Annotated in this window: 24 protein-coding genes; 8 read left to right on the top strand and 16 right to left on the bottom strand. The window is 69.6% G+C overall.

Annotated features, from left to right (window positions below; translation table 11 throughout):
• Position 1 precedes the first annotated feature (1 nt).
• The gene (locus LC452_RS11990; RefSeq protein ID WP_223625552.1) at positions 2-694 is read left to right on the top strand and encodes a nucleotidyltransferase domain-containing protein; all 693 of its coding nucleotides are present in this window, start codon (positions 2-4) and stop codon (positions 692-694) included.
• 25 nt (positions 695-719) lie between these two features.
• The gene (locus LC452_RS11995; protein ID WP_223625555.1) at positions 720-1625 is read left to right on the top strand and encodes an NUDIX domain-containing protein; all 906 of its coding nucleotides are present in this window, start codon (positions 720-722) and stop codon (positions 1623-1625) included.
• Positions 1626-1644: 19 nt separating this feature from the next.
• On the opposite strand, the gene LC452_RS12000 is transcribed toward LC452_RS11995, so the two are convergent.
• The 3 genes from LC452_RS12000 to ispG form a co-directional block, all read right to left on the bottom strand.
• A complete protein-coding gene (locus LC452_RS12000; protein WP_223625558.1) occupies positions 1645-2514 on the bottom strand; it encodes a hypothetical protein in 870 nt (289 codons plus the stop codon).
• A 27-nt stretch (positions 2515-2541) separates the two neighbouring features.
• Positions 2542-3516, bottom strand: a complete 975-nt coding sequence (locus LC452_RS12005; protein WP_223625560.1) for a hypothetical protein — start codon at positions 3514-3516, stop codon at positions 2542-2544.
• Positions 3517-3581: 65 nt separating this feature from the next.
• A complete protein-coding gene (gene ispG / locus LC452_RS12010) occupies positions 3582-4712 on the bottom strand; it encodes a flavodoxin-dependent (E)-4-hydroxy-3-methylbut-2-enyl-diphosphate synthase (protein WP_223625563.1) in 1131 nt (376 codons plus the stop codon).
• A 249-nt stretch (positions 4713-4961) separates the two neighbouring features.
• On the opposite strand from ispG, the gene LC452_RS12015 reads away from it, so the two are divergent.
• Complete coding sequence (locus tag LC452_RS12015; protein WP_223625566.1) at positions 4962-6845, top strand: chorismate-binding protein; 1884 nt, start codon at positions 4962-4964, stop codon at positions 6843-6845.
• Positions 6846-6864: 19 nt separating this feature from the next.
• Here the strand turns inward: LC452_RS12015 and LC452_RS12020 are convergent, their stop codons facing one another.
• Positions 6865-8178: an RIP metalloprotease gene (locus LC452_RS12020; protein WP_223625570.1), complete on the bottom strand. Its 1314-nt coding sequence runs from the start codon at positions 8176-8178 to the stop codon at positions 6865-6867.
• Between the two features lie 66 nt (positions 8179-8244).
• Between LC452_RS12020 and LC452_RS12025 the strand changes: the two genes are divergently transcribed.
• From LC452_RS12025 to LC452_RS12035, 3 genes are all read left to right on the top strand, one after another.
• Positions 8245-8829: a hypothetical protein gene (locus LC452_RS12025; RefSeq protein ID WP_223625573.1), complete on the top strand. Its 585-nt coding sequence runs from the start codon at positions 8245-8247 to the stop codon at positions 8827-8829.
• Positions 8830-8931: 102 nt separating this feature from the next.
• Positions 8932-9615, top strand: coding sequence for a YcnI family protein (locus LC452_RS12030; RefSeq protein WP_223625575.1), 684 nt, complete (start codon positions 8932-8934; stop codon positions 9613-9615).
• Between the two features lie 94 nt (positions 9616-9709).
• Entirely contained in the window at positions 9710-11332 is a 1623-nt protein-coding gene (locus tag LC452_RS12035; protein ID WP_223625577.1) for a Mur ligase family protein, read from the top strand.
• 60 nt (positions 11333-11392) lie between these two features.
• Here LC452_RS12035 and dxr read toward each other — a convergent pair whose 3' ends face one another.
• Positions 11393-12475: a 1-deoxy-D-xylulose-5-phosphate reductoisomerase gene (gene dxr, locus LC452_RS12040; RefSeq protein WP_223625579.1), complete on the bottom strand. Its 1083-nt coding sequence runs from the start codon at positions 12473-12475 to the stop codon at positions 11393-11395.
• Positions 12476-12512: 37 nt separating this feature from the next.
• On the bottom strand, positions 12513-13499 hold the full coding sequence (locus LC452_RS12045; protein ID WP_223625582.1) for an FKBP-type peptidyl-prolyl cis-trans isomerase: 987 nt from the start codon (positions 13497-13499) through the stop codon (positions 12513-12515).
• A gap of 93 nt (positions 13500-13592) precedes the next feature.
• Here LC452_RS12045 and LC452_RS12050 point away from each other — a divergent pair, with 93 nt between their 5' ends.
• Positions 13593-14390 carry a 1-acyl-sn-glycerol-3-phosphate acyltransferase gene (locus LC452_RS12050; RefSeq protein WP_223625585.1) on the top strand — a complete coding sequence of 266 codons (798 nt, stop codon included), beginning with the start codon at positions 13593-13595 and terminating at the stop codon, positions 14388-14390.
• Between the two features lie 15 nt (positions 14391-14405).
• Here LC452_RS12050 and LC452_RS12055 read toward each other — a convergent pair whose 3' ends face one another.
• Positions 14406-14903 (bottom strand): OsmC family protein, encoded by a 498-nt coding sequence (locus LC452_RS12055; RefSeq protein ID WP_223625587.1) that lies wholly within the window; start codon positions 14901-14903, stop codon positions 14406-14408.
• A 48-nt stretch (positions 14904-14951) separates the two neighbouring features.
• Here LC452_RS12055 and LC452_RS12060 point away from each other — a divergent pair, with 48 nt between their 5' ends.
• Entirely contained in the window at positions 14952-15947 is a 996-nt protein-coding gene (locus tag LC452_RS12060) for an asparaginase (protein WP_223625590.1), read from the top strand.
• Positions 15948-15971: 24 nt separating this feature from the next.
• Here LC452_RS12060 and LC452_RS12065 read toward each other — a convergent pair whose 3' ends face one another.
• The 9 genes from LC452_RS12065 to atpA all read right to left on the bottom strand — a co-directional run bounded on the left by LC452_RS12065 (position 15972) and on the right by atpA (position 26815).
• Positions 15972-18725: an FtsK/SpoIIIE domain-containing protein gene (locus LC452_RS12065; RefSeq protein ID WP_223625593.1), complete on the bottom strand. Its 2754-nt coding sequence runs from the start codon at positions 18723-18725 to the stop codon at positions 15972-15974.
• 58 nt (positions 18726-18783) lie between these two features.
• Positions 18784-19584 carry a PP2C family serine/threonine-protein phosphatase gene (locus LC452_RS12070; protein ID WP_223625596.1) on the bottom strand — a complete coding sequence of 267 codons (801 nt, stop codon included), beginning with the start codon at positions 19582-19584 and terminating at the stop codon, positions 18784-18786.
• Positions 19585-19663: 79 nt separating this feature from the next.
• Positions 19664-20647 (bottom strand): aldo/keto reductase, encoded by a 984-nt coding sequence (locus tag LC452_RS12075; protein WP_223625599.1) that lies wholly within the window; start codon positions 20645-20647, stop codon positions 19664-19666.
• A 98-nt stretch (positions 20648-20745) separates the two neighbouring features.
• Complete coding sequence (locus LC452_RS12080) at positions 20746-21537, bottom strand: large exoprotein (protein WP_223625601.1); 792 nt, start codon at positions 21535-21537, stop codon at positions 20746-20748.
• A gap of 140 nt (positions 21538-21677) precedes the next feature.
• Complete coding sequence (locus tag LC452_RS12085) at positions 21678-22424, bottom strand: YaaA family protein (protein ID WP_223625604.1); 747 nt, start codon at positions 22422-22424, stop codon at positions 21678-21680.
• Between the two features lie 91 nt (positions 22425-22515).
• Positions 22516-22776, bottom strand: a complete 261-nt coding sequence (locus LC452_RS12090) for a F0F1 ATP synthase subunit epsilon (protein ID WP_046014456.1) — start codon at positions 22774-22776, stop codon at positions 22516-22518.
• Between the two features lie 2 nt (positions 22777-22778).
• Positions 22779-24233, bottom strand: a complete 1455-nt coding sequence (gene atpD / locus LC452_RS12095; protein ID WP_223625606.1) for a F0F1 ATP synthase subunit beta — start codon at positions 24231-24233, stop codon at positions 22779-22781.
• A 21-nt stretch (positions 24234-24254) separates the two neighbouring features.
• The gene (locus LC452_RS12100) at positions 24255-25154 is read right to left on the bottom strand and encodes a F0F1 ATP synthase subunit gamma (protein WP_223625609.1); all 900 of its coding nucleotides are present in this window, start codon (positions 25152-25154) and stop codon (positions 24255-24257) included.
• Positions 25155-25174: 20 nt separating this feature from the next.
• Complete coding sequence (atpA, locus tag LC452_RS12105) at positions 25175-26815, bottom strand: F0F1 ATP synthase subunit alpha (RefSeq protein ID WP_223625612.1); 1641 nt, start codon at positions 26813-26815, stop codon at positions 25175-25177.
• Between the last annotated feature and the right edge of the window lie 17 nt (positions 26816-26832).

The following is a 26832-nucleotide window of genomic DNA, read 5'->3' on the forward strand; positions in this document are numbered from 1 at the left end:
GATGCAGTACGCCGAGCTCGTCGAACGGTTCATCGACGCGACCTATCCGCGCGCGACGATCGCGGTCGTGGCGGGGAGCACGGCGCGCGGTGAGCGCACCCGGACGAGCGACATCGATCTGCTGCTCCTCGGCGAGGAGCTCTTCGACGACGAGTCGCAGACGAGCGCGGCCGCGACCCACGAGTTCGACGGCGAGGTCATCGAGGTGTTCGCGTACACGCCGGAAGGCTTCCGGGAGTGGGCCGGGCGCGGGATCGCGCAGCACCGACCGGTCATCCTGCACATGCTCGTCGAGGGAACCGTCGTCCGCGACGACGGTTCCTCCCCCTCCCTGCGCGCGCACTGGGGAGCTATCCTCGATGCCGGTCCCTCCCTCGAGGACGATGAGTCCGCGTTCCGCCGCTACGTGATCACCGATGTGCTCGACGATCTGAGAGACGCGACGGATCCGCTGGAGCGGCACGTGCTGGCATCCCTGCTCTTCGAACGCGTCGCAGAGCTCATGCTCTTGACGGAAGGCCGATGGATCGCAACGGGCAAGTGGCTCCCCCGCCGGCTCCGCGCGCTGAGCGCCGAGCGTGCCGCTGCTCTCGGCACACCCCTCATCGCTGGAGATCTCGCCGCGTTCGCCGAGCGCGTCGAGGAGGAACTCGGTCGCGCCGGCGGACGCGTCCAGGCGGGTTTCGTGCGCTGAGCAGCCGCGCGCTTAGGCTCTCCCCATGTCGATGTCGCCGTATGTGCGTGAACTCCGTGCCCGGGTCGGGCACGACCTCCTCCTCCTGCCCGGTGTCACCGCGATCATCCGGAACGGGGCGACCTTCCTGCTCGCGCGGCAGCGCGGCTCCGACCTGTGGGGCACGATCGGGGGCGGCATCGAACCGGGCGAGCATCCGGAGGCCGCGGTGGCGCGGGAGATCAAGGAAGAGCTCGGCCTCGACGCCGCGGTGGGACGCGTCGTCGGCACCTACGGAGGCCCCGACCTCGTCGTGGACTACGCGAACGGCGATCGTGTGAGCTACGTGACCACGGCGTACGAATGCGAACTGCCGCCCACCGCGGAACTCTCCTTCACGGATGACGAGCTCGTCGAAGCCGCGTGGTTCTCGGAGGCCGAGATCGCCGTTCTGCCTCGGCATCCCTGGGTCGATCGCATCCTGCAGGACGCCGTGCGAGACAGGCCCGCTCCCGGGCGCTCGGTGGTCGAGACGGCGGTCTGCTACGTCGTGTACTCCGACCGTCTGCTGGTGTTCACACTCGACGACGTCCCGCTCGCGATCGCCGGGGTGCAGGTTCCTGCCGGCACGGTCCGCGATGGGGAGAGCGCTCCGGAGGCGGCGGTGCGGGAGCTCTTCGAGCAGACCGGGCTGCACGCCGACGTCGTGCGCCTGCTCGGCACCGCGGACTACGACCTGGGGCCCATGCCGCCCGAGGTGGTCCGACGGCACTTCTTCCAGCTGCGCATCGAGGATGCCGACGTCGACATCGCCTGGACCGTCGGAGAAGGCGGAGCCGAGGGTGCCGCCGCACCTCAGCGCTGGACCTGCAGGTGGATCCCTCTTCCCCAGGCGCACGTGCTCGCGGCCGGTCTCGGCGTGATGCTCGGGACCCTCGCGCCGGACGTCTGATCCGTCCTGTGGACGGGCCTCACGCCGCCGGCACCACCGTGGTCGTCATCACGAGCAGCTGAGGGTCGGTCAGATCGAGCGTCACCGAGATCGACGCGAACTCCGAGAGCGATGCGACGTGCGTTCCGCCGCAGAGGATCACGGCCTCCCCCTCCGGGAGCTCGCAGTGCCAGCGCCGACGATCGACGATGGTCGGACCTTCGGTCTCGATCCGGCTGGCAGCGCCCGAGGCCACCCAGGCGGCGAGCTGCGCGTTGATCTGCGCTTCCCGCGCGGCGAGCGTCGACGCGAACGTCTCGGTGTCGAATCCGGCTCGTCGCAGGCTCTTCCCCAGGCGGTACTCGTCGAGGGCGCCATCCTCGTGGATCCGGCTGGACTGATTGGCGCGGCCCTCGAAGTCCGGGTTCCCGAGAGCATCGACGCCGGGATCCTTGCGCCAGAGATCCGCCGCCGCGAGATCGAGCGCGAGCGAGGCGAGGTGACAGGCCGTGTGCCCACGGCTGAGCCCCGCACGGCGCACGGCATCCACGGCGAGCGCTACGGACGCACCGGGAACGAGCCCCTCGGGCGCTTCCGCGCCGAGTCGGTGCCCGACGAGCCAGGTCCAGCCCTCCGCACCGCGCTTGACGGGGATCTCCGCGCCGACCGCGAACACTCCCTCATCGCTCACCGCCGCCATGACGGCTTCGGCGACGGGGGCGCGATCCTCACCGACACCGATCATGCCCGAATCGCCGGGCTGATCCGGCCACGTGTGATCGACCGGGTGGAACGGCGTCCGGTCGACGACGACGACGGCGCCTTCCGGAGTCGACTCGCGATGAGTGATCACGCCCTCCCCGGCGAGAGCACCGGCGGCAAAGGACACGATCGTGGAAGAAGCAGACATGGAACTCCTGGGTGGCGGGAAACCCTCTCAGTCTGCCATCGCCGCGAGCAGGCCCGACGCCAGCGGAGCGAAGTCCTCGGGAGCGAAGTGGAGGGGCACCTTGATCACGAGCGCGTTCGTTCCGTCCGACACGAACAGGCGATCATCGAGCGGCTCGATCGGGTCGGGATCCATCGTGACGACCGCTCGGGCCGCACCCTCGACGGAGATGTCCCTGGCCTCGGCGACCGAGGCCGCCGATTCGATGTCGGGCGCGCCGCCCGGATGGAAGGTCACGCTCGTCCCGATCGGTTCACCGGAGACCGAGCCGAGCAGGTCGCACCTCGTCGTCATGCCTGCCACGGCTGCCAGCTGCTGCACGACGCCCGACGAGGCATAGGGGTCGCTGGCCGTCCAGCCGTCAGGAGCGCGGAGCTCACCGCAGACGGGTGGCGCCCACCATCCTTCGCGGTCGGCCGAGGGCACGGGCACCGGCCTGCTCTTCACCCTCGTCAGCACTCCATCGCGGAGCTGTTCGACCGTCTCCTTCACCGGAGCATCGCTCGACATCCTCACCGAGACCCACATGCCGTCGGCCTCCGCGGCGGCGGCGCAGAAGTACGTCTCCGGGCAGGCGGCGACAGCCTCCGGTACCCGCATGCTTGCGGGCACCGAGGTGATCGGGTAGACCTCGATCGTGACGCTGTCGTGCACGGCGCGGTCCTCCGCCAGCCACAGACAGTCGACACCGCCCAGTCGACCCGCATCGTCGAGGCGCCATCCCGGGGTGGCCGGCGTCATCTCCTGGTCCGCCAGAGCACTGAACGCCGCATCCGCGAAGATCGCCCCGCAGTCACCGTCGAAAGCCACGGTCGGCACGTCGGGCGTCGGCGTGGGTGAGGGCGTCACCACCGGGCTCCTCGTCGGCGACGGCTGCGGTTCCGGGGCTGCGCACCCGGCGAGGAGCAGGAGCGTCGTCAGCGCTCCGGTGAACAGGGCCGCCGCTTGCACTCGCGCAGTCATGCCCCGATGCTATGGGCTCCCGGATGCACGGCCGGCCTCGAACCGCCGGTCGCTCCGATCGTGCGTCAGACCGTGACGACCTGCGCCGTGCCGAGGGGAGCCGCGGGGCCCATCTCGGCGGCGATCCGGTTCGCCTCCTCGATCAGCGTGGCGACGATGTCAGCCTCGGGCACGGTCTTGATGACCTCGCCCTTCACGAAGATCTGGCCCTTGCCGTTGCCGGACGCGACGCCCAGATCGGCCTCGCGGGCCTCACCCGGTCCGTTCACGACGCAGCCCATGACGGCGACGCGCAGCGGAACCGTCATGTCCTTGAGTCCCTCGGTCACGTCTTCCGCGAGGGTGTACACGTCGACCTGCGCGCGACCGCACGACGGGCACGACACGATCTCGAGCTTGCGCTCCCGCAGGTTGAGCGACTGCAGGATCTGGTGCCCGACCTTGACCTCTTCCGCGGGCGGGGCCGACAGCGAGACGCGGATCGTGTCGCCGATGCCCTCTCCCAGCAGGATGCCGAAGGCGGTCGCACTCTTGATCGTGCCCTGGAAGGCGGGGCCGGCCTCGGTGACGCCGAGGTGCAGCGGCCAGTCCCCCATCTGCGCGAGCAGACGGTAGGCCTGCACCATGATCACCGGGTCGTTGTGTTTGACCGAGATCTTGAAGTCGTGGAAATCGTGCTCCTCGAACAGCGATGCCTCCCAGCGGGCGCTCTCGGCGAGCGCCTCGGGAGTGGCCTTGCCGTACTTCTGCAGCAGGCGCGGGTCGAGCGACCCGGCGTTGACGCCGATGCGCAGCGAGACTCCGGCGTCTTTGGCCGCCTTCGCGATCTCGCCGACCTGGTCGTCGAACTTGCGGATGTTGCCCGGATTGACGCGGACAGCCGCACAACCGGCGTCGATGGCCTGGAACACGTACTTCGGCTGGAAGTGAATGTCGGCGATCACCGGGATCTGGCTCTTCTTCGCGATGATGTGCAGCACATCGGCGTCGTCCTGCGACGGCACCGCCACGCGCACGATCTCGCAGCCGGACGCCGTGAGCTCGGCGATCTGCTGGAGCGTCCCGTTGATGTCCGTCGTCTTCGTGGTGGTCATCGACTGCACGCTGACGGGAGCATCACCGCCGACGAGCACCTTGCCCACCTTGATCTGGCGGGACTTGCGACGCGGGGCGAGGACGACGGGGACCTTCGGCATCCCAAGATTCACTGCTGGCACGCCTCCAGCCTACGCCGCCAGGATGCACGCGGGCTGGATGTCGGCACTGTCTCAGCCACGTCATCCGCCCGGGGCACAGACCCTCGGTGTGGTAGTTTCGCCCCATGCTCGCGAACTTCACCTGGTGGCCCGCCTCTTAGGCGGTGTGTTCGCGTTCCCACGAATCCAGACCGCCTCCGGGGCGGTCTTTTCGTTGAGCCGAGCCGGAGCCCTGCACAGGAGACATCGATGACCCTCTCACGACTCGCCGAGCTCAGCGCCGACCCGGCGGCATCCTTCGTGCTGATCGCGCGCGACGGCGCCGACACCGTCGAGCTCCTCACCGGCGGCGTCGTCGACGTCGACCTGCTCGGCGACATCCCCCTCGACATCGACGGCACCCCGCGTGAGGTCTTCGCACTCGTCCCGTATCGACAGGTGCGCGAGCGCGATTTCGTGGCGCAGGACGACGGGGCACCGCTGCGGTGCATCGTCGTCGACGAGCACCTCCACCTGCCGACGGCGGAGCTTCTCGCCGCCCTTCCGCACGCGCCCGTGCCGCTGCACGACGAGGGTTTCGACATCGCCGACGCCGACTACGCGGCGATCGTCGAGAAGGTCATCGCCGAGGAGATCGGCCGCGGCGAAGGTGCGAACTTCGTCATCCGGCGCGATTTCACGGCGAGCATCGACGTGGACGACCGCACCGCCGCGCTGACCTGGTTCCGTGCCCTGCTGACCCATGAGCGCGGGGCGTACTGGACCTTCGCGGTCTTCACTCCCGGGCACATCGCCGTCGGCGCGAGCCCCGAGGCGCATGTCGTCGCCCGCGGCGGCGTCGTCACGATGAATCCGATCTCCGGCACCTTCCGTCACCCGGCCGGAGGAGCCACGAAGGAGACCCTCATCGACTTCCTCGCCTCGACCAAGGAGACCGAGGAGCTCTTCATGGTCGTCGACGAGGAGCTCAAGATGATGAGCGCTGTCTGCTCCGACGGCGGCCGGATCACCGGACCGCACCTCAAGGAGATGTCGCGCCTCACGCACACCGAGTACATGCTCCGCGGGCGAAGTGCGCTCGACCCTCGCGACATCCTGCGCGAGACGATGTTCGCCCCGACGGTCACGGGATCTCCGATGCAGAACGCGTGTGCGGTCATCCGCCGCCATGAGAAGAAGCCGCGCGGCTACTACTCGGGCGTCGCCGCCCTGTTCACGCCGAACGCCGACGGCGGTCACGACCTCGACGCCCCGATCCTGATCCGCACGGTGTACCTGAAGGACGGCGCGCTGAGCGTGCCGGTCGGCGCGACGCTCGTGCGACACTCCGATCCGCTCGGCGAGGTCTCCGAGACGCACGGCAAGGCCGCAGGCGTGCTCGGCGCCATCGGCGCGATCGACCGCGACCGCGTGGCGGAGGCCCGCAGCGACGCCGACGCCCCCGGAGACGAGCGCGCTCTCGCCGACGACCCGACGATCTCCGAGCTCCTGTCATCGCGCAACGCCCGGCTCGCCGACTTCTGGCTCAACCCTCAGGGCGACGATCTCGACGGGCCGTTCGCCGGCCGCACGGCCCTCGTCGTCGATGCGGAGGACCGCTTCACGACGATGCTCGCGCACCAGTTGCGGCACCTCGGATTGTCCGTCACCATCCGGCTCTGGAGCGACGTCGAGGATGCGGAGGTGGATGCCGCGGACATCGTCGTCGCGGGCCCTGGGCCTGGCGACCCGCGGGATGCCGAGAACACCCGCATCGCGCGCATGCGCGACGTCGTGTCGCGCCGCCTCGACCATGGGGCGCCGCTGCTGGCCGTCTGCCTGAGCCACCAGATCCTCAGCGACCGGTTCGGCATCGCCCTGACCCCGCTCGACGCTCCGCATCAGGGACTCCAGAAGGCGGTGCCCGTCTTCGGCGAAGATGCCTCGATCGGCTTCTACAACACCTTCACCGCTCGGGTCACCCCGGGTACGACGGTGCTCGGCCCCGCCGAGGTGTCGGCGGATGCCGCATCCGGCGACGTGTACGCCCTCCGCGGCCCGCATTTCGCATCCGTGCAGGGGCATCTCGAATCGATCCTGTCGCGCGACGGCATCCGCACGCTCGAGCGGCTGGTCCGGCACGCGCTGACCTGAGCGACGACGCGAGGACCGCTTACTGCAGGATGTCGACCGGATTGAACAGGTCGGCGACCAGCAGAAGCGCGCCCATCCCGATGAGCAGCACCGCCACGACCACGGTCAGAGGAACGAGCCGGGTGGCGTCGACGGGCGCGGGCGGGGGCCGGCGGAACAGCTTCGCCCACAGCCGCTTGATGCCCTCCCAGAGCGCCACGACGACGTGACCGCCGTCGAGCGGCAGCAGCGGGATGAGGTTGAAGACGAAGAGCGCGACGTTCAGCGAGCCCAGCAGGCCCAGCAGCACGGCGAAGCGGTTGAGGATCGGGGCGTCGGTGGCGGCGACCTCGCCGGCGATGCGGCCGACGCCGACCACGCTCAGCGGACCGTTCGGATCGCGCTCGCCTCCGGTGACCAGGGAGACGCCGACATCCCACAGGCGCACCGGCAGCGTGACGATCAAGGAGGCCACGCGGCCGACGTTGTCGGCCGTCATCTGGGGACCTGCGGTCAGCGGCTGCTGCACGTAGCCCATCTGCGACCCCATGCCGACGTAGCCGACCTTCTTGACGACCGGCTCACCCGCATCGTCGAGGATCGGCTGCCCGCCGGCATCCGTGATCGTGCGCTCCGCGGCGATCGGTGTGATGCTCAGCGTCTGCTCGGCACCGTCGCGGCGCACGACCATGTCGAGCGTCTCGCCCGGCGCCGCCTGCACGATCGCGGTCGCCTCGGCGAACGTCGACACCGGCTGCCCGTCGATCGACACGAGCACGTCGCCCGGCTCGATCCCCGCCTCTGCTGCGGGTGATGCCGGATCGTCGGCGGCGCACTCGGTGGCCGTCGACCCCGCCGGCACGACGCACTCGGTCACCGACGCGATCGTCGTCGTGCCCTGCTGCACGCCGATGCCGGAGACCAGGATCGTGAAGATGATCAGTGCGAGGATCAGGTTCATCATCGGCCCGCCGAGCATGACGATGACGCGCTTCCAGACCGGGAGCTTGTAGAAGACACGGTCTTCGGCTCCTTCGGCGATCGTCTCGTCGTTCGCCGAACGGGCGTCCTGGATCAGCGTGCGGAAGACGCCCCTCGCAGGTCCCGCAGTCTTCGACGCGGGGTACATGCCCGACATCGAGATGAACCCGCCGATCGGCAGCAGCTTGAAACCGTACTCGGTCTCGCCGATCCGCTTCGACCAGAGCCGAGGCCCGAATCCGATCATGTACTGGCCGACGCGCACGCCGAAGAGCTTGGCGGGGACGAGATGGCCGACCTCATGCAAGCCGATCGACAAGCCGAGGCCGATCAGCATGAACAGGATGCCGCCCACGTAGAGCAGGATTTCCACGTGCTCACGCTACTGCCCGCAGCTTAGGAATCCGCCCGGCATCGCCGACCCGGCTAGGCTGACACGGTGACTTCCCGGCAGCTGCGACTGGTACGCGCCGCCGCCGTCTCCTCCGTCGCCACGCTGATCGCCGCCGTGTCGCACACTCTCGGCGGCGGATCCGCACCGCATCCGCTGCTGATCCTCGCGGTCGCGACGCTGCTCACGCCGCTCAGCGCGCTGCTGGTCGGCGTCCGCGCATCGCGGACCAGGGTCGCCGTCGCGGTGCTGTTCGCGCAGGCCGTCTTCCACCTGCTGTTCCAGGTGCTGGGCTCGCCGACGGGCTCTTCGGTCGCGAGCTCTCCCGGTCACACCCACCATCTCGATCTCGCACTGCTCGGAGCTGTGGCACCGGTCGCCACGGCCGATGCGACCATGCTGGGCGCCCACGTCGTCGCGGCCGCACTCACCACGCTGCTCGTCTGGCACGGCGAGGCGCTCATGCGTGCCGTCGCGCGCTGGTTCCAGGCGCTGCTCCTGCGCGCCGCGCTCTGCGCACCGGTCGAGCACCGCCGCCCCGGCGCACTCCGCTCCGTCCGGCTCCCCGTGTTCGACGCCGCGATCTCGCGCGACGTCTCGCGACGCGGCCCACCGGCGCTCGCCCGCGGCTGAACCGCCGCACCGACGATCCGCTGCCCCGGCGCAGCGTCATCCTTCGCGGGTTCCCGCGTCGTTCCGACGCGCCCGCTTCACGAGCACTCAGGAGACTTCCTCATGTCCAGCAACAACACCTCCCGCACCCGCGCCCGGCGCACGGCCATCGCCTCCGTCGCCGTCCTCGGCGGCGCGGTCCTCGCTCTCGCCGTCCCCGGGATGGCCAGTGCCCACGTCGGCGTCAGCCCCGACGAGATCGTCGCCGGCGATCACGGCGTCCTCACCTTCTCGTTCTCGCACGGCTGCGAGAACTCCCCCACCACCGCACTGCGCATCACGATGCCCGAGGGGCTCGCATCGGTCGCCCCCACGATGGACGGCGACTGGACGATCGACGTCGAGCGTGGCGACGACGGTCTGGTGAGCGCGGTGACCTACACCGCACTCACCCCGGTCCCGACGGACCTCCGCGGAGCGGTGAGCATGTCGGTCGGACTCGACGAGAACACGCCCGACTCGCTCGCGTTCCCGATCGTCCAGCAGTGCGTCGAGGGTGCGACCGAGTGGACGCAGCTCGCCGAGAACGGCGAGGACCCGCACAGCCTGGACTCGCCGGCCCCCGTCGTCACGGTGACCGAAGCCGCAGCCGGCGGCCACGGCGAGCATGAGGCCGCGGAGACGACGACGGATGCCGCCGCACCGGCCGCGGCCGACCCGCTGCCGACGATCCTCGGTGCCGGCGGGCTGGTGGCCGGTGTCGCCGCACTCGTCGTCGCGGTGCTCGCCTACCGTCGCCGCGTCTGACGCCGAGCACGTCTCCTCCCGTGTGCGACGCGGCACGGGAGGAGACGTGCGTGGGACGGGCTTCCCGCCGCCTCCGTGAGATCATGGATCCGACATGTCGATTGAACAACAACCGAGCCTGCCTCCCGTGCTCCGCCCCGCGAACCCGCCCCGGCGTGAGCTGTCCGAACTCGCCACCCGATTCGCCCGCGCCGTCCACGGCGACGTGGCCGGCATCGCGGTCTCCGGCATCACCCTTGCGACCGCAGACCTGCGGCCCGGCGAAGCCTTCGTCGCGATCCAGGGCGTCAACCGCCATGGCGCGGACTTCGCTCTCGCCGCAGCGGAGAAGGGCGCGGTCGCCGTCATCACCGACGACGCCGGTGCCGAGATCGCCGCAGACACGGGACTCCCGATCCTCGTGGTGGAGAACCCCCGTGCCGTCCTGGGAGACCTCAGCGCGTGGGTGTACGGCACCGGCGCGGAGGACCCGCTGCCGCTGCTGTTCGCCACCACCGGCACCAACGGCAAGACGAGCGTCTCGCACCTCCTCGAGGGCATCCTCGACCAGATGGGCGTCGTCACCGGGCTCTCGTCCACGGCCGAGCGTCACATCGCCGGTGAGATCATCGTCTCCCGGCTGACCACGCCCGAGGCATCCGAGATGCATGCGCTCCTCGCCCTGATGCGCGAACGCGAAGTCGAGGCCGTCGCGGTCGAGGTCAGCGCCCAGGCCCTGTCGCGGCACCGTGTCGACGGCATCCGCTTCGACGTCGCCGGGTTCACCAACCTCAGCCACGACCATCTCGACGACTACGCCGACATGGACGAGTACTTCGAGGCGAAGCTGCCGCTGTTCCGCCCCGATCGCGCGCTGCGCGGTGTCATCTGCCTCGACTCCCCTTCGGGTGCGATCGTGGTCGAGCGCTCCGAGATCCCCTCGGTGACCGTTGGCACCCCGTCGATCGCCGCCGATCCCGAGGCGGCCGCACAGGCGGACTGGGTCGTCGTCATCGACGAGGAGCGGGCCGCCGGCACCACCTTCACGATGACCGGGCCCTCCGGCACGCTGACCACGACCGTTCCGGTGATCGGCCCGCACATGGCGGCGAACGCCGCCCTCGCGATCGTGATGCTCCTCGCGGGCGGATATCCCTGGCAGCGCATCGTCGACGCGCTCTCGCGCGACGGCGGCATCCGCGCGTACCTCCCCGGTCGCACCCAGCTCGTCTCCGGTGAGCGCGGCCCCGCGGTGTTCGTCGACTTCGGGCACTCCCCCGACGCGTTCGAGAAGACCCTCGCCGCCGTCCGGCGGGTGACCCCCGGTCGCGTGCTGATGCTCTTCGGCGCAGACGGCGACCGCGACGCGAGCAAGCGTTTCGACATGGCGCGCACCGCGGTCGAGGGCAGCGATGTGCTCGTCGTGACCGACCACCACCCCCGATTCGAAGACCCCGGCTCCATCCGGGCGACTCTGGTCGAAGGGGCGCGCACGGCGCGACCGGATGCCGAGATCCACGAGTACTCCCCGCCGGAGAGCGCGATCATCGCTGCCGTCGGCCTGGTCGGCGACGGCGACGCGATCCTCTGGGCAGGACCCGGCCATCAGGACTACCGCGACATCCGCGGCGTCCGCACGCCGTACTCGGCGCGAGAACTCGCCCGGCGCGCGCTCCGCGCGGCAGGGTGGCCCGTGCCGGACTCGCGCTGGCCGGTGCCGTACCCCGACGAGGACTGACCGAGCGCCGGTTCGGCCCGGTCGGCGCTCAGGCCGCGGCGCGCTCAGGCCGCGGCGCGCTCAGGCCGCGGCGATCAGCCGATCGGCCGTCTGGCGCGCCCACGACTCCGCAGCCGCCAGCGACTCGACCGTGAGCGTGTCGGGCGGTTCGTGCGCGTCGACGACGCGGGCGATCGTGTCCACGATGCCGAGGAACGACAGCCGGCCCTCGTGGAAGGCGTCGACCGCCTGCTCGTTCGCCGCGTTGTAGACCGCGGGGAAGGTGGCACCGGCCCGCCCGACGGCCTTCGCGAGCGCGACGGCGGGGAAGGCCGCGTTGTCGAGCGGTTCGAACGTCCACGACGAGGCCTTCGTCCAGTCGAGCGGGCGCCCGACGCCGCCGACGCGGTTCGGCCAGTCCAGTCCGAGGGAGATGGGCAGACGCATGTCGGGCGGCGACGCCTGGGCGATGGTGGAGCCGTCGATGAACTCGACCATCGAGTGGACGATCGACTGCGGATGCACGACGACGTCGATGTCGTCGTAGGCGACGTCGAACAGCAGATGGGCCTCGATGACCTCCAGCCCCTTGTTGACGAGGGTCGCCGAGTTCGTCGTGACCATGCGCCCCATGTCCCAGGTCGGGTGCGCGAGGGCCTCGGCCGGAGTGACGTCCGCGAGCTCCGCGCGGCTGCGGCCGCGGAAGGGGCCCCCGGATGCCGTGACCACGAGCCGTCGCACCTCGGCATGGGTTCCGGCGAGGAGGGCCTGCGCGAGCGCGGAATGCTCGGAGTCGACCGGGACGATCTGACCGGGAGCCGCGGCCGCGAGCACGAGCTCCCCGCCGACGATGAGCGACTCCTTGTTGGCGAGGGCGAGGGTGCGACCGGCTTTCAGCGCGGCGAGGGTCGATCCCAGACCGATCGAGCCGGTGATGGCGTTGAGGACGACATCCGCCTCGACATCGCGCACCAGCTGTTCGGCTTCGACAGCACCGAGCGCGGTGTCCTCGACCTGGAACTGCGCGGCCTGCGTCGCCAGCATCTCGGCGTTGGAGCCGGCCGCGAGGCCGACCAGCTCGAAGCGACGTGGATTCGCACGGATCACGTCCAGCGCCTGTGTTCCGATGGAGCCGGTGGAGCCGAGGACGATGATGCGACGCATGACGCCAGCCTAGGACACGGTCGCGACCGCTCCTCGACTACTGCTGGACGGGAGTCGTGGCGAGGATGTCGACGACGAAGACGAGGCTCTCCTTCTGGAGTTCATGGCCTTCCGTCGTTCCGTAGCCATCCGCGGGCGGCATCATCACGACGACCTGCGAACCGACCTGCTGGCCCTCCAGGGCCTTCCTGAATCCGGGGACGACGCCCGAGGTCTGGAACTGCGACGGCGCGGCGTCGCGGCTCCAGCTGGAGTCGAACTCGCTGCCGTCGGACCACTTCACGCCGAGGTACTGCACGACGACGAGGTCACCCGCGCCCACCGTCGCGCCGTCGCCCTGCTTGAGGACGGCGACCTTGGTCTCGGTCGGCTCATCGCCGTCGGGAATGGTCACGGTCGGCTTGCCCTTGTCGTCGAGTTCGACGGTCGGCATGCCGGGGGTCGGATCGACCGGGGTCCCCGTGGCGATCTCGGGGAGGTGTTCCACGGCCTCGGCGTACACGACCTTGCTCGTTCCGCCCTCGCCGAACACGCTGCCGGGCAGGGTGAGGACGATCCGCGATCCGACCGGCTCGCACTCGAGAGCGGCGACGAACAGCGACGACTGGTTCGTGTCGAGGAGCACCGGCAGGAGCCCCCCTTCACCGCGCGCCGAGGAGTCGAGAACCTCGCCGGTGGCTCCCTCGAGGATCTGGTACTGCACGGAGACCAGGTCGTTGACCCCGATCTCCTCGCCGTCGCCCGGGGAGACGACCGTGCGCTCGACGTCGGCGAAGGCCGCGTCGGCCGGGATCGTGACCTTGGTGTCGGCACCCTCGCCCTCGAGGACCACGGAGTCGGAGGTCGCGCCCGGCTGCGCATCGAGCGCACAGGAGCTCGACGGCGTCGGGTCCGGCGTGGCCGAGCTCTCCGGAGCGCCGGCGCCGGAGCAGCCCGCCAACAGCAGGGTCGCCGCGGCGACGGTGGACAGGACGATGAGCGGACGCTTGCGCACAGTGAGACCTCGGGATCGCGGGCGGGACACCCCATCCTCTCCCATTCCCCTTTGCCCGCGCTGGGAGGCGCGGCGCGAGTCTTCATTCCCGCGATGGCATGGATCCCGGAGTAACCTGCTCTGATGACCTCTGAGCAGTCCGTCGAGCCCGAATCCTCGCCTGAAGAGACTGCGACGACAGAGGAGACCGCGAAACCCCGTCACGCCGGCTTCACCTACCGACTGGGTCGGAGCCTGATCAGCCCTCTCGCCAGACTCGTCTACCGTCCTCGGATCGAGGGCAGGGACAACGTTCCGCCGACCGGCGCCGTGATCTTCGCGAGCAACCATCTGTCGTTCATCGACTCGCTCGCTATCCCGGTGGCGGCACCGCGCCCGGTGCACTTCCTGGCGAAGTCGACCTACTTCGAGGGCACGGGTCTCCGCGGATGGATCAGCCGCACGTTCTTCGAGTCGATCGGTGCGATCCCGGTGCGCCGCGGCGCCGGGCAGGCGGCGCTGGATGCTCTGGACCTGCAGCGTCAGCTGCTCGAGGAGGGTCTCGCGGTGGCACTGTACCCGGAGGGCACGCGCTCGACCGACGGCCGCCTCTACAAGGGCCGCACCGGCGTGGCGTTCCTCGCTCTGCAGACGGGAGCCCCGGTCGTACCCGTCGGGCTGATCGGCACCGACAAGGTGATGCCGGTCGGCGCGAAGATGCCCACCGTCTCGGAGCGGATCACCGTGAAGTTCGGCGAACCTCTCGATCTGTCGCCGCATGGTCCTGCGACCAGCGGGCGCGCTCGTCGGCTCGCCACCGACGACATCATGGCCGCCATCCACGCGCTCTCGGGCCAGGAGCTCGCGGGCACGTACAACGAAGCCCCCGCACAGGGCACGATCGAGAAGATCAAGCAGGCTCTGCCGCACGAGCGGCGCTGACCGGCGCCCTCCGCTCTAGGCGCGAGCGGTCACCGTGGCCTCGTGCCGCACCGGGAAGTTCATCGAGTTGGCGATGAAGCACCACTCGTTCGCCTGGGCGTGCGCACGCTCCGCCGCCTCGATCATCGACGCCTCGGCGACCACGACCTCGGGGCGCAGCATCACCTCGACGAAGGCTCCACCCCCTGCGCCGTTCTCGCGCATCATCCCGGTCGCCTGATCGTGGTACGACACGACGACGACTCCGGCCGTCACGCACGCGTGGAGGTACGAGAGCAGATGGCATTCGGACAGCGAGGCCAGGAGCATGTCCTCCGGGTTCCACCGTGTCGCATCTCCGCGGAAGGGCTTGTCCGCCGAAGCCAGCAGCTCCGGCTTGCCGTCCACCTCGATGCTCACGTCACGCCGGTAGTCGCGATATCCGCTGGTTCCGGTGCCGGTGTTGCCGGTCCAGACGGAGGTGAGCGCGTAGTGGTGCTCGCCGAGGGCGCGGGGTGTCGACTGCTCTGCCATGCGTCAAGTCTGCCAGGGCCCGGAGGGGCGCGGCGATAGGATCGAGGAGTGCTGGAGACTCTCACCGTTCAGGATTCCGTGGAACTCGCCGTCGTCGAACGCAGCGGATTCGTCGAGTCCCGCCATGCGGGTGCTGCCGTCGTGCTCTCGCCCGACGGGGAGGTCGTCACCCGTCTCGGCAATGCCGACGCGCTGATCCTTCCGCGCTCCAGCCTCAAGCCCCTGCAGGCCGTCGCGTGCATCACGGCGGGCGCGGTCCTCGAGGGCGAGCAGCTCGCGCTGTCGACCGCGAGCCACAGCGGGACGGACCGCCATGCGTCGGTGGTGCGCGACATGCTCACCGAGGGCGGTCTCACGGAGGATCACCTCGGATGCCCGCCGGCGTGGCCGAGCGACTCCGGGACGCGTGACGAACTCGTGCGCGAGCACGGCCAGGCGGCGCGGGTGCGCATGAACTGCTCCGGCAAGCACGCCGCGATGCTCCGCGCGTGCGTCGCGACCGGCTGGTCGACGGACGGGTATCTCGATCCGGGCCACCCCCTGCAGGCGCACATCCGCGAGGTCGTCGAGCGCCTGTCGGGCGAGAAGATCGCACACACGGCGATCGACGGCTGCGGGGCGCCCGTGCACGCGCTGACGCTGACCGGTCTCGCCCGTGCCGTCCACCGGATCGGCACCGCGTCGGATCGTTCCCCGTTCGCCCTGCACCGGGTCGCGGGCTCGCTCGTGCGGGCCGTGCGTGAGAACCCCTGGACGATCGAGGGTCCCGGTCGCCCCGACACGATCGCGATCGAGAAGCTCGGTGTGTTCACCAAGGGCGGCGCCGAGGGCGTGATGGTCATGGTCGCACCGAGCGGCACCACGGTCGCGCTGAAGATGCTCGACGGGGCTGCACGCGCCTCGACCATCGTCGCCGCTACTCTGCTCTCCCGGGCCGGAGCCCTGGCCGAGGCCGACGTCGCGGCTCTCGGTGCGGCTCTTCCGCTCTCCGTGCTCGGTGGGGGCGACGTCGTCGGCAGCATCCGCCCCGGCAGCGGCATCTGACGGCCTGCGCTGCATCGAGGTGCCTCACCTCGGCGCGATGACCGGCGCGAGCGCCGGTACGACGACCCGGCGGGGCGATCCTGCTCCGCGGATCGACCACGCGCGACCGGCGTGCGGGCGTGCGAAGGGCGGCAGCTCCCGCACCCCGGCGAGCTGGCGCAGATCTCCGGGCTGCTCGACGCGGATGAGGGCCTCTCCTTCGGCGCGGATCCGCTGCCACAGGGACCAGCTGCGCTGCCACGTCTCCGCGTCGGCCACGAGGATGCACGGCTCCGACGGGACGAGCAGATCCGCGCCCGCGAGGAGCACCTCGCACTCCGGATGAGCGGCGCGCAGCAGGGGCACCAGCGCCGGACCGCCGGAACTCACGACACCGGTCAGGCGGGTCTGCGGTCGCCACGCCTCCGCAGGGTGTTCGACCGGCGCCGCGAGGCTGCCGTTCTCGACCCAGGCGAACTGGACTTCCCGCCCGCCGATGCTCGCTCTCCCTGGCGCGCGGTCGCGCACGAATGCGGAGGCCTCTCCCCCTGCGGCCAGGTGCTCGACCCGACTCGGCATCCGCAGCAGCGCCCGTCGCGGGAGCGGATCGAGGAGTCGTCCGATCGGCCCCGAGGTGCGCGCAGCGGTCACCACGACCGTCGTGCCGCCGCCGGCCCGCAGGAGCTGCTCCCACCGCTGACCGAACTGCTGGGCGTGCTCCGGAGGGTAGGCGGCGACGAGCGCATCCAGATCGTCGCAGAGCAGCAGCGACGGCATCCGCTCGGCACCGCTCGCCCACGCCGCGACGGCGTCCCACGCGCGTTCCGCATCATGTGGCACCCACAGGGCATCTGCCCGCTGCACGGCGATGGTCCGCAACGCCGCGGTGCGGCCCGAGCCGGGCGCGCCGACGATCGCGATGCCTCGCTCGACGCCGCACGTCAGGAGTTCCAACGGCTGCGCCTGCTGCTCGGGGATGTCGCTCCGCCCGAGGACGACGGTGCCGTTCGACACCGCGGCCGCATCGTCCTCGAGGTCCGCGAGCGGAATGTGCGCCGGCAGGGCGGGCAGCCAGGGACTCCGCGAACGTGCGGTCGCGGCCCAGCGCAAGGCCACGCTCCGGAGATCCGACGCACTCGTCAGGGCGACGCGTGCCGCCACCGGCTCGCGGTCCTCGGGCCGCCGCACCAGAGCGATGCCTCGCGACGCGGCACCGCCCGGGATCTCGGCGGCGGCGTCGGTCCCGATGACGACCCTGCTGTCTGCCGGATCGCCGACCCGCAGACTCACCCGCAGCGGACAGTTGGCGGCCAGAGCGTCGCGCACGACACCGGCGGCGCGCTGCGTGCCGAGGATCAGATGCATGCCGAGGGCACGACCACGCGCGGCCACATCGGTGAAGACGGCGCCGAGATCCGAATGCTCCTGCAGCAGAGCGGCGAACTCGTCGACGACGATGATCAACCGAGGCAGGGCGACGTCGCGCACGTCTCGTGCGCCGGCCGCAGCCAGCACCGCTTCCCTGTGCCGCAGCTCGGCGGTGAGGCTGGAGACGCCGCGCCGAGCTCCGTCCTCGTCGAGGTCGGTGATGACCGCGGCCACCTGGGGAAGCTCGCGCAGCGGTTCGAACGCGGTGCCTCCCTTGAAGTCCGCGAGCACGAACGTGACGCGGTCGGGACCGTTGGACGCGGCGATCGCGGTGACCCAGGTCACGAGCAGCTCGCTCTTGCCCGTGCCGGTGGTTCCGGTGACGATCGCATGCGGACCGTCCTCGACGATGTCGACCACGATCTCTCCGTGCACGCTCCGGCCGATGGCGGCGGGGAGACCGTGATCCCCGCGCGACTGCCCGAGGTCGTGCATCGCGACCGCCACCGGCAGCAGGTCGGCATCTCCGGCCTGCTCCGCGCAGTCCCGTGCGATCGCCTCCGTCTGAGCGAGCGAGAGGCACTCCACGGAGAGGGAGACGATGCCGTGGGGCGTGCGCAGCGAGGCGGATCGCGGCTCGCCGATGTCGATCACGGTCGTGACGCCGTCGGGCACCTCGGTTCCGGTCTCGGCCTGCCAGATCACGGCGTCGGCATCGATGGGCACCGCGCCCGCCACCGCGATGCCCAGACGGAATCCGCCGCGACGCGCTCGCAGGGCGTGTGGCAGCGACTCGAGGCCCCATCGTTCGAGCTCGACCCCTACGAGCGACAGCTGGGCGCTGCGGAAGCGCAGACAGAGCTGCATCGCCAGGGCCCGCGCCGCCGACGCCACCAGGGGCTCGGGGCCGCGCAGGCAGACGCCGCCTCCCAGCGGCACGACCAATGGCGCGTCATGCAGCTTCGCGCACCGCTCACGGAAGTCCCGCGCACGGGCGTCATCGCCGCCACCGCAGCGGATACCGCTGGGTGTGGTGCCACTGCCCACCACGAGGTCCGTCGACGCATCGGGCGCGTGCGCACCTCGGAGCGGCGGATGTGCGAGGCACGACGCGGCATCCGGCTCTCGGAGCCACCGTGCGGCGCGCTCCTCGCGCTGCCTCCGGTCCAGCGCCTGCTCCGCCACGGCCCATGCCTCCTCGGCCTCGGCGTCGTTTCTGCGCCGGTCGCGCCGTCTGGTCCGCGCCGCGTCGACCAGGGACGCGACGATCATCAGCGGCCCGAGCGCGGCGAAGCAGAGCGCGAACAACGACCCGGTGACGAGCCAGAGCACCACTCCGGCGGCGATGGGCACGATCGCCGCCATGAACGGCAGCGAGGGCTTCCGTGGCGGCGGAGCAGCGGCGGGGAGCGCGATCGGAAGGGATTCCATATCCCTCAGTGCACAGCACGATCTGCCCGTGAACCGCGCTGTCCACAGGTGCCGGCGGTTACTCCGAGGTGTCGCCGTCTGTGGAGGACGACTCCTCCGTCGCGCTCACCTGCACGATCACGAGCGTCACATTGTCGCGGCCGCCGTTCTCCAGCGCCGCCGCGAGCATCGCGTCGACGGCGTCTCCCGGATCGGCGTTCTCGCGCAGGAAGTGCTGGATCCCGTAATCGGTGAGCTCTTTCGTGAGCCCGTCGGAGCAGATCACGAAGCGATCCCCCGGGCGGACGTCGATCGTGAGGTAGTCCGGAGGAGTGAGCTCGCTCGCGCCGACCGCGCGCGTGATCACGTTGCTGTACGGGTGGCCCTCGGCCTCTTCCGGGCTCAGCTTGCCCGCCGCGATGAGCTCCTGCACCACGGAGTGGTCCGTGGTCACCTGCACCAGCCGGTCGTCGCGGAGCAGATAGACGCGGGAGTCGCCGATGTTCAGCGAGACCCACTGCGGCTCGTCACCCGCGACGTCGAGGTACACCCCGGTGAGCGTGGTCCCAGTGCCCTCGTCGGTCGTCTCGGGATGATCCGCGATGTCGGCGACCGCGAGCTCGAGCGCGTTCTCGATAGCCTCCCGGTCGACCTCGCCGGACTCGACGATCGCCTCGAGCCTCGCGACGGTGCTGCGACTGGCGATCTCGCCGCCGGCATGACCGCCCATTCCGTCGGCGACGATGAACAGCGGGTACTCGGCCAGGAACGCATCCTGGTTCGTCTCACGACGACGCCCCAGATCGGTGACGCCCGCCCACGACAGCTGCAGCGGGCGCTGCGCGATCGTGATGCTGTGCGTCTTCGTCGTCTCAGCCACGTGCTGCCTCCGATGGACCTGCGGCGGATCGGGCGAGCGCAGGATACTCACACATCGTAGTGGAACTCCTCTTCACCGATCACACCCGGGCGCCCGGATCGTCGGGCAGCGGGAACAGTCGGTCGATGATCTCCAGGTCGGTGGCATCGGGTCGCCAGGCGTCTCCTGCTGCGGCATTCGCCTCCACCTGAGCAGCCGATGTCGCACCGGCGATGACGCTCGACACGACCGGGTGCGACAGCAGCCACCCGAAGGAGGCCTGCAGCATAGTGATCCCGCGTTCGTCGCAGAAGAGGCGGAATGCGTCGAGGGCGTCCCAGGGTGCGTCCTCCCAGACGTGGCGGCGCGCGGACATGATCCGGCTCGATTCCGGACCGCCCTCGCGGGTGAACTTGCCCGTCAGCAGTCCGTTGTGCAGCGGGAAGTAGGGGAAGAATCCGAGGCCGTACCGTTCGACCGCGGGAAGCACTTCGCGCTCGGCCGCGCGAGCCAGGAGCGAGTAGTGGTTCTGGGCGGAGATGAAGCGGCCGGTCGACCGCTCCCGGGAGGTGAACTCCGCCTCCGCGATCTGCCATCCCGGCAGGTTCGAATGCCCGTAGTAACGGATCTTCCCTTCGCGCACGAGCTCATCGAGCGCGTCGGTCGTCTCGGCGATGGGCGTGCCGGGATCGGGAAGGTGCAACTGGTAGAGGTCGATCCAGTCGGTGCGCAGCCGCCGCAGTGACTCCTCCACCGCGCGGCGCATGTAGCGGCGCGAACCTCGCGCCCCCGGGAACTCGTAGCCCATGTCGCGTTCCTGACCGAACTTCGTGGCCAGCACGACGCGGTCGCGCCGACCCTCCAGCGCCTCCCCCATCAGCGACTCGCTCGCCCCGGCGACGGCACCGTACATGTCGGCGGTGTCGAGCAGGGTGATGCCGTTGGCGATCGCCGCGTCGATGACCTCGCGAGTGCCGGCGATCGTCTCGGTGACCGTCCCTGCCCGTCCGAAGTTGTTGCAGCCGAGTCCGGTGGCCGAGACCAGGAGACCGGAGGCGCCGACACGGCGCTGCGAGATGACCATGCTCACCACGTTAGCGCCCGGATCCGTCGCCCCGGATCGCCGGGCCGCGGACACGGCACAGGGCCCCCGACCGAAGTCGAGGGCCCTGTGTCAGACGATCACGCGGGAGGCTGCGTGGGGTCGGACGGCGGTGCAGGCGGAGCTGCCGGCGGAGCCGCGGGAGGTGCCGGCGGAGTGGCCGGGGGCGCTGCCGGAGGTGCCGGAGGCGTGCTCGGCTGCGCCGGGGGCACGGGAGCGCCGGTCGCCGGAGCGGCCGGAGCCGCAGGCGGCGCGTATCCGGGCTGAGCCGGCGGCGCGTATCCGGGCTGCGCGGGCGGCGCGTATCCGGGCTGTGCCGGCGGCGCGTACCCCTGGGGGGCTGCACCGTAGCCCTGCTGCGGCGCAGCGGCCGCGGGCTGGACGGGGATGCCGTCCCACACCGTCCGGTCGCCGAGGAAGCCGTTGCCCGCCCAGGAGGCGGGCTGGATGTTCGGGTTCCAGCGCGACTTGTCGAACGCGTTGATACCCAGCCACACGACGCTCAGGAGCACGTAGAGCACGACCCAGACCGCATCCTTCTGCAGCTTGAGTCCGATGCGCCAGGCGGCGATCGCGGAGAAGACGGCGAGACCGATCGAGAAGATGAAGCCGATGCCGATCCAGCTGAGGAGCGCAGCGCCACCGATGCCGTAGAGCACCAGCCACGGGCTGAGGTCACCGAGCTTGAAGAAGATCATGATGTTGTAGACAGGCACCCAGGCGCGCCACTTGCCCTGCACACCGGCCTTCTCGAAGATCTTCATGTAGAAGATGGCGCCCAGCACGTAGCTGGCGATCGCGATCAGGAAGATCACGAAAGAATATGCGAGGAGCAGGCCGACATAGCCCGTTCCGTAGTCGTCGTAACCCATGAGACTCACATTCTTTGGTCTCGGGAGACGGCTCTCGCCCCCCGCAAACGAAGCGACCGCCTCGCATTGGACATGGTAGCGGTGCGCATGGGGGCGGGCAACGAAACACGCGGGAGAGATATACCGGCCGACACGCGGCGTCACTCAGCGACGACGAGCTCCAGAACTCCGGCTTCCTCGGTGTCGCGGAGGACGATGTCCCGCGCGGTCGCCCAGCGGCGCAGAGCCCGCACCGACGCGATACGCGGGCGATCTTCCGCCAGCGCCCGCACGAGCAGCCCCTTGGACTTCTTGTTGAAATGGTTGAGCGCCCGCCCGTGCTCGGTCACGACACGGATGTACGAGGAGGGGACGGATGCCGGGACGGGACCGAGCGCCACATACGCCTCGCTCCGCAGGTCGAGCACGAACGGCGGCTCCGACTCCGCGATGGCCGACGACGTCGCATCCGCCCAGTGCCGACGCAGCGCAGGCAGCCCGGGCACCGACGTTCCCGCGGCGAGCCGGTAGGCCGGAAGCCCGTCCAGGGCGCCGACGGGCCCGAGGGGCGCGCTGTGGATCCACACGTGCTCGCCCAGCCAGCGGCGGGACGCCGTGGACAGCGATGCCGCGTCCAGCGCATCGAAGAGGACGCCGGTGTACCGGTCGATCGCCGGCATCGTCGGTGCCGTGCGCAGCGTCCTGTTGTGCAGGATGTCGCCCGCTTGGCGCTCGCTGAGCTTCAGGACGCGCCGCGCGGCCTCCTCATCGGCGGCGAGATCGATGAGGGCATCGACGGTCGCCGAACGATGCGCATGCAGGCCGGGCAGGGCCAACGACGCGAGTTCCAACGGAGCACCGTCCCCGCCGGAGCGCTTGGTCTCGGAGGGAGGAAGCAGGATCTTCATGGGACCTCGGGGAAAGACGCGACCGCCCCGGACGTCCGACGCTCACGAGTGAGCGCGGGACGGTCCGGGGCGGACGTGTGGAACAGAACTGCTAGGCGATGAGAGCGGCGTTGCCGGCGACGATCGTCAGGGTGTCGCCCTCCATGGAGAGGAACCCGTCCTGCGCGTTCGCCAGCACCTTGGTGCCATCGGTCTGGGTGATCCGGACCTGACCCTCGGCGAGGATGGCCAGCACCGGCTCGTGGCCGGTCATGAAGCCGATCTCACCCTCGACGGTCTTGGCGACCACGAGGCTCGCCTCTCCCGTCCAGACCTCCGCGTCGGCGGAGACCAGGCTCACGTTGAGCGCCATGGTCAGCCGTTCTCCTTCTGGATCTTCGCCCACTGCTCTTCGACGTCGTTGATGCCACCGACGTTGAAGAAGGCCTGCTCGGCGACGTGGTCGAAGTCACCGCGGGTGATCGCATCGAACGACTCGATGGTCTCCTTCAGCGGCACGGTCGAACCCTCGACACCGGTGAACTTCTTCGCCATGTAGGTGTTCTGCGAGAGGAACTGCTGGATGCGACGTGCACGCGACACGACGATCTTGTCTTCCTCGGAGAGCTCGTCGACACCGAGGATCGCGATGATCTCCTGCAGTTCCTTGTTCTTCTGGAGGATCTGCTTGACGGTGGTCGCGACGCGGTAGTGGTCCTCGCCCAAGTACCGGGGGTCCATGATCCGCGACGTCGAGGTCAGCGGGTCGATGGCCGGGTACAGACCCTTCGACGCGATCTCACGAGAGAGCTCGGTCGTCGCATCGAGGTGGGCGAAGGTGGTCGCCGGAGCCGGGTCGGTGTAGTCGTCGGCGGGGACGTAGATCGCCTGCAGCGAGGTGATCGAGTGACCGCGGGTCGAGGTGATGCGCTCCTGGAGCACACCCATCTCGTCGGCGAGGTTCGGCTGGTATCCCACCGCGGACGGCATGCGGCCGAGAAGCGTGGAGACCTCGGAACCGGCCTGCGTGAAGCGGAAGATGTTGTCGATGAAGAGCAGCACGTCCTGCTTCTGCACGTCACGGAAGTACTCCGCCATCGTCAGAGCCGAGAGGGCGACGCGCAGACGCGTTCCCGGCGGCTCGTCCATCTGGCCGAAGACGAGGGCGGTCTTGTCGAAGACACCCGCCTCTTCCATCTCGTGGATCAGGTCGTTGCCCTCACGGGTGCGCTCACCGACACCGGCGAACACCGACACACCACCGTGGTCCTGCGCGACGCGCTGGATCATCTCCTGGATGAGGACGGTCTTTCCGACACCGGCTCCACCGAACAGGCCGATCTTTCCACCCAGAACGTAGGGGGTCAGGAGGTCGATCGACTTGATGCCGGTCTCGAACATGGTGGTCTTCGACTCGAGCTGGTCGAAGTTCGGGGCCTTGCGGTGGATGGGCCACCGCTCCGTGACCTCGATCGTCTCGCCGGGCTCGAGGTTCAGGACCTCGCCGATGACGTTGAAGACCTTGCCCTTGGTGACGTCGCCGACGGGGACCGAGATGGCCTCACCGGTGTCGCGAACCTCCTGGCCGCGGACGATGCCGTCGGTCGGCTTCAGGGCGATGGCGCGAACGAGGTCGTCGCCGAGGTGCTGAGCGACCTCGAGCGTGATCTCGACGGAGGAGTCGCCGATCACGATCGTGGTCTTCAGTGCGTTGTAGATGTCGGGGATCGAGTCATGCGGGAACTCGATGTCGACAACCGGACCGTTGACGCGTGCGACGCGCCCGACGACCGCGGTCGCCGGCTGGTCAGCCGTGGCGGTGGGGGTCATTTTCGTCTCTTTCCTGATGGTCTATTTGCTCGACGAGAGCGCGTCGGCGCCGCCGACGATCTCTGCGATCTGCTGCGTGATCTCCGCCTGGCGCGCGTTGTTGCGCAGACGGGTGTAGTCGGTGATGAGCTTGTCGGCGTTGTCGCTGGCGGACTTCATCGCCTTCTGCGTCGCGGCCTGCTTGGCGGCCGACGACTGCAGGAGAGCGTTGAAGACGCGGCTCTGGATGTACACCGGCAGGATCGCGTCCAGCACGGTCTCGGCATCCGGCTCGAATTCGTAGAGCGGGTAGACGGTGTTCCCCGCCTCCGACTCGTCGGCTTCCGAGATCTCCAGCGGAAGCAGGCGCACGGACTCCGGCGTCTGCGTCATCATGCTGACGAAACGGTTGTACACGAGGTGGATCTCGTCGACGCCGCCCTCGTCCGCGCCGCGGTTGAAGTCCTCGAGCAGCTGCTGCGAGATCTCTTCCGCGGTGTGGAACGACGGGGTGTCGGTGTCGCCGGTCCACTCCGCGGCCGCCGCGATGCGACGGAACTGGAAGTAGCCGACGGCCTTGCGACCGACGAGGTAGAACACCGGCTCCTTGCCCTGCCCGCGCAGGAGCTCCGCCACCTCGAGACCCTCACGGAGGATCTGCGAGTTGAAGGCTCCGGCGAGACCGCGGTCCGACGAGAAGATCACGACCGCGGAGCGGCGGATCGTCTCGGGCTCGCGGGTGAGCGGGTGGTCGACGTTCGAGTGCGTCGCGACGGCAGAGACAGCCCTCGTCACGGCTCGCGCGAAGGGGCTGGACGCCTTGACGCGTGCCATCGCCTTCTGGATGCGCGAAGCCGCGATGAGTTCCATCGCCTTCGTGATCTTCTTGGTCGTCTGAGCAGAAGAGATCTTCTGCTTGTAGACCCTGAGTTGAGCGCCCATGAAATCAGTACCTCACGCGGTTACGCGCGACGACCCTTGACGATCTTCTCCTGGTTGACGTCCTCCGCCTCGGCCGCCTCGTGCTCTTCGTGACCGGGAGCGCCGATGGCGTGTCCCTTGCCACCCTGGAATTCCAGGACGAAGGCATCGGTGTGCTTCTCGAGCTCTGCGACCGTGTCGTCATCGAGGACGTTGGTCTCGCGCAGGGTCTCGAGGACCTTGGTGTTGCGACGCAGGTAATCCAGGAGCTCGCGCTCGAAGCGGAGCACGTCGGAGACCTCGATCGTGTCGAGCTTGCCCTTCGTTCCGGCCCAGATCGAGACGACCTGCTCCTCGACGGGGTACGGCGAGTACTGCGGCTGCTTGAGCAGCTCGGTCAGACGCGCACCGCGGGAGAGCTGACGACGCGACGCCTGGTCGAGGTCGGACGCGAACATCGCGAACGCCTCGAGCGAGCGGTACTGCGCGAGCTCCAGCTTCAACGTTCCGGAGACCTTCTTGATCGACTTCACCTGCGCGTCGCCACCGACTCGCGAGACGGAGATACCCACGTCGACCGCCGGACGCTGGTTGGCGTTGAAGAGGTCGGACTGGAGGAAGATCTGGCCGTCGGTGATCGAGATCACGTTGGTCGGGATGTACGCCGAGACGTCGTTCGCCTTCGTCTCGATGATCGGGAGACCCGTCATCGATCCGGCGCCGAGCTCGTCGGACAGCTTCGCGCAACGCTCCAGCAGACGGGAGTGCAGGTAGAAGACGTCACCCGGGTAGGCCTCGCGGCCCGGCGGACGGCGCAGGAGGAGCGACACGGCGCGGTAGGCCTCGGCCTGCTTCGACAGGTCGTCGAAGATGATGAGGACGTGCTTGCCGCCGTACATCCAGTGCTGACCGATCGCGGAGCCCGTGTAGGGAGCGAGGTACTTGAAGCCGGCGGGGTCGGATGCCGGAGCCGCCACGATCGTGGTGTACTCCAGGGCGCCGGCCTCTTCGAGCGCGCCCTTCACCGAAGCGATGGTCGAGCCCTTCTGACCGATGGCGACGTAGATGCAGCGCACCTGCTTGTTGACGTCGCCGGACTCCCAGTTGTCCTTCTGGTTGATGATCGTGTCGATCGCGATGGCCGTCTTACCGGTCTGGCGGTCGCCGATGATCAGCTGACGCTGTCCACGGCCGACCGGGATCATCGCGTCGATGGCCTTAATGCCGGTCTGCATGGGCTCGTGGACCGACTTGCGCTGCATGACGCCGGGCGCCTGCAGCTCCAGCTCGCGGCTGGCTTCGGTCGCGATCGAGCCGAGGCCGTCGATCGGGTTGCCGAGCGGGTCGACGACGCGGCCGAGGTAGCCGTCGCCGACGGGGACCGAGAGGACCTCGCCGGTGCGGGTGACCTCCTGGCCGGCTTCGACACCGGCGAAGTCGCCGAGGACGACGACACCGATCTGGTGCTGGTCGAGGCTCAGCGCGAGACCCTTGGTGCCGTTGGCGAAGGTGAGGAGTTCGTTCGCCATGACGCCGGGCAGGCCCTCGACGTGCGCGATTCCATCCGCGGCGTCGATGACGGTGCCGACCTCGGTCGCCGCGGCCCCGGTGGGCTCGTAGGCGGCGGCGAAGTCCTTCAGCGCGTCACGGATGACGTCGGGGCTGATCGATAGTTCTGCCATTGTCTTCCCTTTGTATC

It is taken from the genome of Microbacterium sp. EST19A, assembly GCF_019969685.1.
Lineage (GTDB): Bacteria > Actinomycetota > Actinomycetes > Actinomycetales > Microbacteriaceae > Microbacterium.

What these genes read in the sequence shown, in the direction of transcription:
- LC452_RS12100 (WP_223625609.1), bottom strand. Translation starts at nt 25,154, where the DNA reads ATGGGCGCTCAACTCAGGGTCTACAAGCAGAAGATCTCTTCTGCTCAG.
- LC452_RS12075 (WP_223625599.1), bottom strand. Translation starts at nt 20,647, where the DNA reads ATGGTCATCTCGCAGCGCCGTGTCGGCGCCTCCGGTCTCCTGGTCTCG.
- LC452_RS12030 (WP_223625575.1), top strand. Translation starts at nt 8,932, where the DNA reads ATGTCCAGCAACAACACCTCCCGCACCCGCGCCCGGCGCACGGCCATC.
- LC452_RS12085 (WP_223625604.1), bottom strand. Translation starts at nt 22,424, where the DNA reads ATGAAGATCCTGCTTCCTCCCTCCGAGACCAAGCGCTCCGGCGGGGAC.
- atpD (WP_223625606.1), bottom strand. Translation starts at nt 24,233, where the DNA reads ATGACCCCCACCGCCACGGCTGACCAGCCGGCGACCGCGGTCGTCGGG.
- LC452_RS12080 (WP_223625601.1), bottom strand. Translation starts at nt 21,537, where the DNA reads ATGGGTTACGACGACTACGGAACGGGCTATGTCGGCCTGCTCCTCGCA.
- LC452_RS12055 (WP_223625587.1), bottom strand. Translation starts at nt 14,903, where the DNA reads ATGGCAGAGCAGTCGACACCCCGCGCCCTCGGCGAGCACCACTACGCG.
- LC452_RS12000 (WP_223625558.1), bottom strand. Translation starts at nt 2,514, where the DNA reads ATGTCTGCTTCTTCCACGATCGTGTCCTTTGCCGCCGGTGCTCTCGCC.
- dxr (WP_223625579.1), bottom strand. Translation starts at nt 12,475, where the DNA reads ATGCGTCGCATCATCGTCCTCGGCTCCACCGGCTCCATCGGAACACAG.
- LC452_RS12005 (WP_223625560.1), bottom strand. Translation starts at nt 3,516, where the DNA reads ATGACTGCGCGAGTGCAAGCGGCGGCCCTGTTCACCGGAGCGCTGACG.
- LC452_RS12090 (WP_046014456.1), bottom strand. Translation starts at nt 22,776, where the DNA reads ATGGCGCTCAACGTGAGCCTGGTCTCCGCCGACGCGGAGGTCTGGACG.
- LC452_RS11990 (WP_223625552.1), top strand. Translation starts at nt 2, where the DNA reads ATGCAGTACGCCGAGCTCGTCGAACGGTTCATCGACGCGACCTATCCG.
- LC452_RS12050 (WP_223625585.1), top strand. Translation starts at nt 13,593, where the DNA reads ATGACCTCTGAGCAGTCCGTCGAGCCCGAATCCTCGCCTGAAGAGACT.
- LC452_RS12065 (WP_223625593.1), bottom strand. Translation starts at nt 18,725, where the DNA reads ATGGAATCCCTTCCGATCGCGCTCCCCGCCGCTGCTCCGCCGCCACGG.
- LC452_RS12035 (WP_223625577.1), top strand. Translation starts at nt 9,710, where the DNA reads ATGTCGATTGAACAACAACCGAGCCTGCCTCCCGTGCTCCGCCCCGCG.
- LC452_RS11995 (WP_223625555.1), top strand. Translation starts at nt 720, where the DNA reads ATGTCGATGTCGCCGTATGTGCGTGAACTCCGTGCCCGGGTCGGGCAC.
- ispG (WP_223625563.1), bottom strand. Translation starts at nt 4,712, where the DNA reads ATGCCGAAGGTCCCCGTCGTCCTCGCCCCGCGTCGCAAGTCCCGCCAG.
- atpA (WP_223625612.1), bottom strand. Translation starts at nt 26,815, where the DNA reads ATGGCAGAACTATCGATCAGCCCCGACGTCATCCGTGACGCGCTGAAG.
- LC452_RS12015 (WP_223625566.1), top strand. Translation starts at nt 4,962, where the DNA reads ATGACCCTCTCACGACTCGCCGAGCTCAGCGCCGACCCGGCGGCATCC.